The 8,020-nt window shown below is 60.5% G+C and carries 6 protein-coding genes; 1 reads left to right on the plus strand and 5 read right to left on the minus strand.

Annotated features, from left to right (window positions below):
- Positions 1-491: 491 nt before the first annotated feature.
- From WCA53_RS27525 to WCA53_RS27545, 5 genes are all read right to left on the minus strand, one after another.
- Positions 492-2,465 carry a beta-galactosidase gene (locus WCA53_RS27525; RefSeq protein WP_423918253.1) on the minus strand — a complete coding sequence of 658 codons (1,974 nt, stop codon included), beginning with the start codon at positions 2,463-2,465 and terminating at the stop codon, positions 492-494.
- 48 nt (positions 2,466-2,513) lie between these two features.
- On the minus strand, positions 2,514-3,365 hold the full coding sequence (locus WCA53_RS27530; protein ID WP_423918256.1) for a carbohydrate ABC transporter permease: 852 nt from the start codon (positions 3,363-3,365) through the stop codon (positions 2,514-2,516).
- A gap of 20 nt (positions 3,366-3,385) precedes the next feature.
- Complete coding sequence (locus tag WCA53_RS27535) at positions 3,386-4,291, minus strand: carbohydrate ABC transporter permease (RefSeq protein WP_423918259.1); 906 nt, start codon at positions 4,289-4,291, stop codon at positions 3,386-3,388.
- Between the two features lie 81 nt (positions 4,292-4,372).
- Complete coding sequence (locus WCA53_RS27540) at positions 4,373-5,626, minus strand: ABC transporter substrate-binding protein (RefSeq protein ID WP_423918264.1); 1,254 nt, start codon at positions 5,624-5,626, stop codon at positions 4,373-4,375.
- A gap of 101 nt (positions 5,627-5,727) precedes the next feature.
- Entirely contained in the window at positions 5,728-6,867 is a 1,140-nt protein-coding gene (locus WCA53_RS27545) for an ABC transporter ATP-binding protein (protein WP_423918269.1), read from the minus strand.
- 199 nt (positions 6,868-7,066) lie between these two features.
- On the opposite strand from WCA53_RS27545, the gene WCA53_RS27550 reads away from it, so the two are divergent.
- On the plus strand, positions 7,067-8,020 hold a 954-nt coding region (locus WCA53_RS27550; protein WP_423918272.1), incomplete at its 3' end, for a LacI family DNA-binding transcriptional regulator.

The raw sequence follows: 8,020 nt of genomic DNA on the forward strand, positions 1-8,020 counted from the left end.
CAGTGCTAGAGGTATGACTTTGCTATTTTTCGACTTGTTGTCAGATGACATATGTCGCGAGCACTGAAACTTTATTGTTTATCGGGCTAGGGTCGTGCGCAGAACAGCGCCGGATAAACTAGCGCGCCCCAATAGAAACCTTTGATGCTGTGAGAACGCGGCTACGCATTGATCTGCGGCCGTCGAGGCGAAGCGTTTGCGTGCCGCTGGTGCTAGAGGGGGGTGTTCAACCGCGGGTGAAATGTTCGGGGCCGCGCTACGTTCGTGCCAAAGACCTGAAGTGGGCAACGACGACACTAAAAATTGGCGGTTTAAAACGCGTTTCTTTGCTTCGTTTCTTTGCGCGTTTGCAAAGAAATGAAGTTCCGCCCCGAACAGGGGCTAACAGATATAAGCAAGAAAATACTACCTATGCAGGACGACCACGCTAGCAGAAGGACTCAATGCTAACCCCACACTCGCCGCGAGCAGCACCGCCCATCCCCCTCTCCTTACTCCACTTCCCCGCCCATCCAAGCACACACATCCCCCGTCCCAAGCGTCCGCTGACCCAGCACAAACACCGCGGTGGCCGGCGCCGGAGCCACCCTCTCGGTTGCGCCGAAATTAAACGCGAACGTCACCTCGCCGCGGCGGCGCACACGAAGCCCCTCCGGCAACAGGAGCACGCGAACACCCGCATCGCGCGCAGCCTGTTCGAGCAACGCGCGATGCAACTCATGCGAGAGCCACGCGCCGACATATCGAGTCCGTCCGTGGCTTACGACTGCCGGCCAACCGTCCTCGAAGCTCGCCTCGACCTGCGTCTCGCCATCGACGCGAAGATGCTCGCGCCAATGCACGGCGATACCATTCACCCCACCAATAGCAGTCGACGGCTGCAACGTCGGACGCAGCGACTCAACCTCGATAACCTGCATCGGCAACACCTGCTGCAGCGCGCCGGGAGCGAGGTTCGCAGGTATGGTGAACGCTTCGGTCTTGGAGCCGCTTCTCGGGCCAAACACCCAATGCGCGGGATGGCGCAAGTTCCGCTGCACAAACGCTTCGTCAATCACGGCGAGGCTCGGTACAACCACCAACTTGTACGGGGACAAGTCGGCGCCGGGCGAAACAATATCGACGTCCAGACCCAGTTCCCGCAGCGCCTCGTAGTAGTCGAATGCGAGCGTCTGATAGTCAAAGGTCTTGCCGTGACGCTGGATCTCGAACATCCACTGCGTTTCATAGTCGAAGACGACCGCCACCTCCGCGCGCGCCGCCGGGAGAAGGTTCGACAGCACCTCGGACCCTGCGATCTCCCGCGCCGCGCGCTGTAGCTCCAGGCCGCCGGGCGACAGTTCGTTGTTCGGCAGGTTGAGCCCGGAATGCATTTGTTCCTGCGCATACGGATACTGTCGCCAGCGAAAATACGACACGAGTTCCGCGCCGTGCGCGAAGGCTTCGAACGCCCAGAGCCGGACCATGCCCGGCGCCGGGACCGGATTCCACGGGGCCCAATTGACCGGGCCGGCCTGCTGTTCCATCACCCAGAAACGCCCGCGGCCAACGCCCCGGTACCGGTCGTGATCGAACGCGGATACGTCAGGGTGAGACGTGCGGGCATAGCGCGCCTTTTGCTCTTCCGGCAACGCAATCGACTCGGTTCTCGCGATCGGATAGCTGTCCCACGCGGCGACGTCGATCGTGCTGTCTTCTGCGAATCGATAGTGATCGAAGGTCGTGAAGAAGCCCATGAAGTTGTGCAGCAGGTCGACATCGGGTGCGCAGCGGCGCAGCACGTCGATCTGCTCGCGATGAAAGCTCGCGACCTCGTCCGACATGAAGCGCCGGAAGTCGAGCAGATGTATCGGGTTCGCATCGGTGGGCGTCAGGTTGGGCAAGCCGATCGCATCGAATGTCGCATAATCCATGCTCCAGAAGACATTGCCCCATGCTTCGTTAAGCGAATCAACGGTCTCGTATTTACGCTCCAGCCATGCATGAAAGCGGTGCAACGCTGCGTTGGAATAGCTCGGCACGGTCTCATGGCAACCGAGTTCGTTGTCAGTCTGCCACGCGACGATCGACGGATGGCGTCCATAACGCCCGGCCATTGCCGTGACAATGCGCAGGCATTCCCGCCTATAAATCTCGCTGGAAATATCGTAGTGACGGCGCGAGCCGGCGTTCCAGCGCGTGCCGTCGGCACGTACCGGCAGCACCTCCGGATACGCGTCGATCAACCACTTGGGCGGCGCGGCCGTCGGCGTGCCAAGCACAAGTTTCAGTCCTGCCGCCGACAGCGTTTCGATCGCCTCGTCGAGCCAGCCCCACACGTATTCACCGGCGCGCGGCTCCATCCTGCCCCACGCAAACTCAGCAATACGCACGTGCGTGATGCCGAGTTCGGCCATGCGGCGGGCATCGTCGGCCCACATCGAACGGGGCCATTGTTCAGGGTAGTAACAAACACCGAATTGCATGAAAGTGTCTCGCTCGTAGGAGAAAAGGGAGAGGTGAAAGAGGGGCGCTCAGCCCTTGCTCGCGCCGAAGGTCAGGCCGGCGACGAAGTGTTTTTGCATCGCGAAGAACATAAGCACCGACGGCAGCGCCGCGAGTACCGAGCCCGCTGCGACGAGGTTCCAGGCGGTGGTCCATTGCCCCTTGAGCGCGGCGACGCCCACGGTGATCGGGGCGGCGTCGTCGCCTTGCGTGAGGCACAGCGCCCAGAAGTAGTCGTTCCACACGAACGTGAAGACAAGGATTCCGAGCGCGGCAAGCGCGGGGCGGATCAGCGGCAGCACGATCCGGGCATAGACCGTCCATTCGCTCGCCCCTTCCACACGCGCTGCTTCGATCAGTTCGAACGGCAACTGCTTGATGAAGTTGCGCAGGAAGAGCGTGCAAAAGCCGGTTTGGAATGACACGTGGATGATCACCAGCGCCCACACGCTATTGAACAGACCGACCTTGAGCGCCATGTCGCGCACGGGGATCATCAGGATCTGGATCGGCACGAAGTTGCCGGCGACGAACGCGAACAGCACGGCGGTGTTGCCGCGAAAACGATAGGTCGCGAGCGCGAAGCCCGCCATCGACGCAAGCACGATCGAGCCGATCACCGACGGCACTGTGATCAGCACGCTATTGGCAAAGTAGTGCAGCATCGGCGTTTGCGTGAGCGCCGTGCCGTAGTTCTCGAACAGCGCGAAGTGCTTGGGCCAGGTCCAATAGTCGCCTTGCGCGAGTTCATCGGATGAGCGGATCGACGTGACGAGCACGGCCAGCATCGGCAATAGCCAGACCACCAGCGCAAGCGGCAAAGACGCCTTGTACAACGCGCGATTGAGCGGTTTCCAGCGTTCAATGGGAAGTGGATACATTTGTCGTGACTCCCTTTAGATCAGCGTTCTTCGCGCAGCATGCGGCGCAGATGGAACACGATGTAGACCAGCATGATCGCGAACAGCACGACGGCAATTGCCGCCGAATAGCCTTCGCGGTAGTACTTGATCGCCTGGTCGTACATGTAATAGGCGAGCACTGTGGAACTGTCGAAGGGGCCTCCGCCGCTCATCACCGAGATCAGGTCGAAGCTGCGCAGCGCGCCGATCACGGTGAGCACGACGGCCATGAAGGTGGCGGGTCGCAGCTGTGGAAGGATCACGTGCCAAAGCAGGCGGGCACCTTTCGCGCCCTCCATGCGTGCAGCCTCGACCACCTCCGGATTGATGGCCGTCAGCCCTGTGAGATAAAGCACCATGCAGAAGGGCGTCTGCGGCCAGAGCGCGGCGAAGATGATGCCAAGCGTGACGGTGTGCGGATCGCCGAGCACGGGAATGCCATGGCCGACGAACAGGCGCAACAGGCCGAAGGTCGGATCGTAGAACCAGCTGAACACAAGCCCGACGACCACGCCAGAGAGCACGAAGGGCGCAAAGAACAGCGACTTCACGACACGCATGCCGCGCATCTGCTGGTTCAGGTAGAGCGCAAACAGCAAGCCGAGCGGTGGCGCAAGCAGGAAGAACGCGAGCCACAGAAAATTGTTCTTGAGCGCGGTATAGAAGGTGTCCGAATGAAATAATTCGACGTAGTTTGACAAGCCGACAAAGACTTTCGGCGTCATCCCATCCCAGCTATAGAAACTGAGCGAGATGCTGCTGATGATCGGATAGATCACGCACAGGCAAAACATCGCGCAGCCTGGCAGCAGGAAAAAGAGTGCGGCGCGGTTCTGGTGACGGCGGCTCGTGGAGACGCGCCGGCGTCGTGCCGCGGGCAACGGGCGGGCAGCGGTATCAGACATGGTTTGAGCCTCGTCGGAGTGCGAAGGTGAGCGTTGGCGTTTCCGTGTTTGCGTGGGAAAGGACGCCAACGCTGTCAGGCGTTACTTCTTGTAGATACGCTTGCGGGTTTCCTCGAGTCGCGCAAGGATCGAATCGAGTTGCGAAGGATCGCTGTAGAACTGCTGCATCGCCTTCATGCCTTCGTCGGCCATTTCCTTGGTCATGTCGCGGTCATAGAACTGCGCGATACCGCCCTTCGTGTTCGCGAGGGTTTGAAAGCCGACCTTTGAAATGGCGTCCTCAGGTGGGGTGGACTGGCTGTTCGACGGCAACTGGCCCCAGCCACGTGCGAGATCGGCATTGATCTCAGGCGTCTCCATGAAGGCCAGCAGCTTGTGCGCGTCCGCCTTGTTCTTCGCTTTGGCAGGTATCAGCAGCACGTTAACCGGACCGTCCTCGGCAACCGGCACGTTGGGGTCGATCACAGGGAAGCGGAAGAAGCCGGTCTCGGGCTTGATCGAGGCCGGGATGCTGGCCGAGAAGAACGTGCCCATCAGCATCATCGACGCCTTGCCGTTCGCGAGGAACGGGGCGATGGAGTCGAGATCGTAGGAGAGCGCGTTCTCGATGAAGTAGTGATCGTCAATCAACGTCTTCCACGCCATGTACACTTTCTTGACGCGCGCATCCGTATAGGGAATCTCGCCCGCCATCAGTTGCTGGTGAAACGCGTTGCCGTTGATGCGCAGGTCGAGATAGTCGAACCATGCGGCAAGCGTCCAGCTATCGCGCGCGGCCACCGCGATCGGTGCAACGCCGCTCGCTTTCAGCTTCTTGCAGGCCTCCAGGAATTCATCCCAGGTTTTCGGTTCGGTCGTGACGCCGGCCTTGTCGAAGAGATCCTTGCGATAGAAGAAACCGTACGCGTCGTAGCCGAGCGGTGCGGCGTACTGCTTGCCCTTGTAAGTCGATGCTTCCTTCACCGATGCGTACTGTTGCGTCCAGTTGTTCTTGCTCCAGTCGGGCGACAGGTCTTCCAGCAAGCCGCGCTGCGCGTAGTACGCCATGCGCTCGCCGTCGTGCCACGAGACGACGTCAGGCGGGTCCGTCGCCAGCCAGCCGCCCATCTGCACCTTGTAGGCTTCCTCGGTGACGTAGGTCACCTTGAGGTCGATATCGGGGTTGGCTTTCTTGAACTTGTCAAAGGCATCCTGCCATGTCGAGCGCTGGTTGCCGCGCGCCGATACGTTGACGGTCAGCGTGCCGGCATCTGCCGCGGCGGCGGACCAAAGGGTTGCAACCACAGCGAGCGCGGCCGAAGCGCGCGCCAGACTGCGAAGGCGATTTGCGATCATCTTGTGTCTCCTTGACTACCTTGTTAGCCGGCAACGCCGTGTTGCCGGTCGATGTGGCCGGCTCTGCGACCGGGTTGAATCTGCGGGGGTAAGTTAGAGGGTCAGGCGGGCTCGTGCACCTGGGCGCGATCCGTACGTTGCGCCGCTTTGCCCTGCGCGTCGAACAGGTGACAGGCATCGGCAGGAATCCGAATCGATAGCGACTCTCCCGGGTGCATCGAGATGTCTCCGGGCGCCTTTGCAACCAGCACGCCGCCCGCAAAATCCGCGTGGACATAGCTGTGTTCGCCGAGGCGCTCCGTAAGCGCTGCAACGCACCGGATCGACTGTTCGCCGGCGCCGATTTGCAGGTGCTCAGGCCGCACACCAAGCGTTACCGCCTGGCCGCGTTGCAGGTGGGCACCGTCGACATGGGCAATCAGCGCTTCGCCGCCCGTCGTTAGCTTGACTGTCACGGTGCGTCGTTCAATCGACTCGACTACGGCGTCGATGAAATTCATCCGCGGCGAACCAATGAAGCCCGCAACGAAGCGCGACTGCGGATAGTGGTACAGATCAAGCGGCGCACCGATCTGCGCGATGCTGCCAAAGCGCTCCGCGTCCGCGCCGGCGTGCAGCAGCACGATCTTGTCGGCGAGCGTCATGGCCTCGACCTGATCGTGGGTGACGTACACCACGCTCGCGTTCGAGAAGCGCTGATGCAACCGCGCGATTTCGATACGGGTCTGACCGCGCAGGGCGGCGTCGAGATTGGACAGTGGTTCATCGAACAGGAACACGCCTGGTTCGCGCACGATCGCCCGGCCGATAGCGACGCGTTGCCGCTGGCCGCCGGACAGCGCCTTCGGATGACGATCGAGAAGCGCTTCCAGTTCCAGGATGCGCGCGGCCTCGCGGACCTTTCGGTCGATGACATCCTTCGGCGTCTTCGCTAGCTTCAGGCCGAAAGCCATGTTCTCGAACACGGTCATGTGCGGGAACAACGCGTAGCTCTGGAAGACCATGGCCACCCCGCGCTCCGCGGCGGGTACGTCGTTCATCAGGCGGCCATTGATGCGCAATTCTCCCGCGCTCAAGTCTTCGAGTCCCGCGATGATCCTGAGCAAAGTCGACTTGCCGCAGCCCGACGGGCCAAGGAAGACGCAAAACTCGTGTTGCCCGATCTCGAGACTCAGTTGCCGGATAACCGGCGTATGGTCTCCATACGATTTCTGTACGTTGGTAAGACTGATTGCGGCCATGCCACCTCCGGATTTAAGCGCTTAAATTTGAGCGATAAAAAAACAGGTTCCCCTTGTGCAACGGGGATTTAAGCGCTTAAATGGAGGGAAATTCGAAAACCGCATGATTCTGTCTCCTGGGTATTTTTATGGAACTTAGCAAAAACGGGACATTGTTTGCAACATTTGAATCGTGTTCCCTGAATGTGGGAAAAGACTGATGGTCACATTAACTGAGGTTGCGCAGCGCGCGCGGGTCACGGCTGCGACGGTCTCCAATGTCCTGCGCAATCGTGACAAGGTCCGCCCGCAGACCGTTGAGCGAGTGTTGGAGGCGATCGCCGAACTCGGCTACCGGCCGAACCTTAACGCCCGGGCACTTGCCGAGGGCCGGTCGTCGACCTTGGCGTTGATGCTGTCGAACATTTCCAACCCTTTCTATCCCGAGTTTGTACTGGCCGCCGAGCGCGCGGCGCGAAAAGCGGGTTATTTCCTGATGGTATGCAACACGGATGACGACGCGGAGACTGGTCGTGCGTATCTGCATCAAATCGCGGGAACGCTGGCGGACGGCGTTCTCGTCATGAACACTGACATTGCCATGAACGAGCTTTGCGCATCGGCGATTCACCGAGCGCCGATCTTGCTGGCCATGTGGGAGCATCTGGAAGCGCCGCCTGCCTTGCCATGCGTCGCGGTGGATTTTGCTCATGCGGGAGCGCTTGCTGCGACGCATTTGCTGGAGCTTGGCCACCGGGAGATCGGCATGTTGATCGGCGATGGTTGCGGGGGCTTGCAGGATGCGCGATCCAACGGGTTTCGCGATGTCATGCGCTGCGCGGGGATCGAGTCGGACGCGGCAGCGGTGCTCCAGATTCGCGATTCCATCGATGCGGGTTATGCGGCATGCATGCAGTTGATGGCGAACACACCGCATTTGACGGCGATTTTTGCGACCAATGACCTGCTGGCAATTGGCGCGGTGCAGGCATTGATATCGCTCGGTCGCGCCGTGCCGGATGATGTGTCGGTGATCGGCATTACGGACATTCAATTGGCCCGTCAGGTTCATCCCGCGTTGACCACGGTTGCGATTAACACGGCGGCAATCGCGGAATTATCGATCGATATGCTGATTCGGTTGATTCAGCAGCCGGTGCAAGTGCCTTCGATG

It is taken from the genome of Caballeronia sp. (genome assembly GCF_049581465.1).
Taxonomy (GTDB): domain Bacteria; phylum Pseudomonadota; class Gammaproteobacteria; order Burkholderiales; family Burkholderiaceae; genus Caballeronia.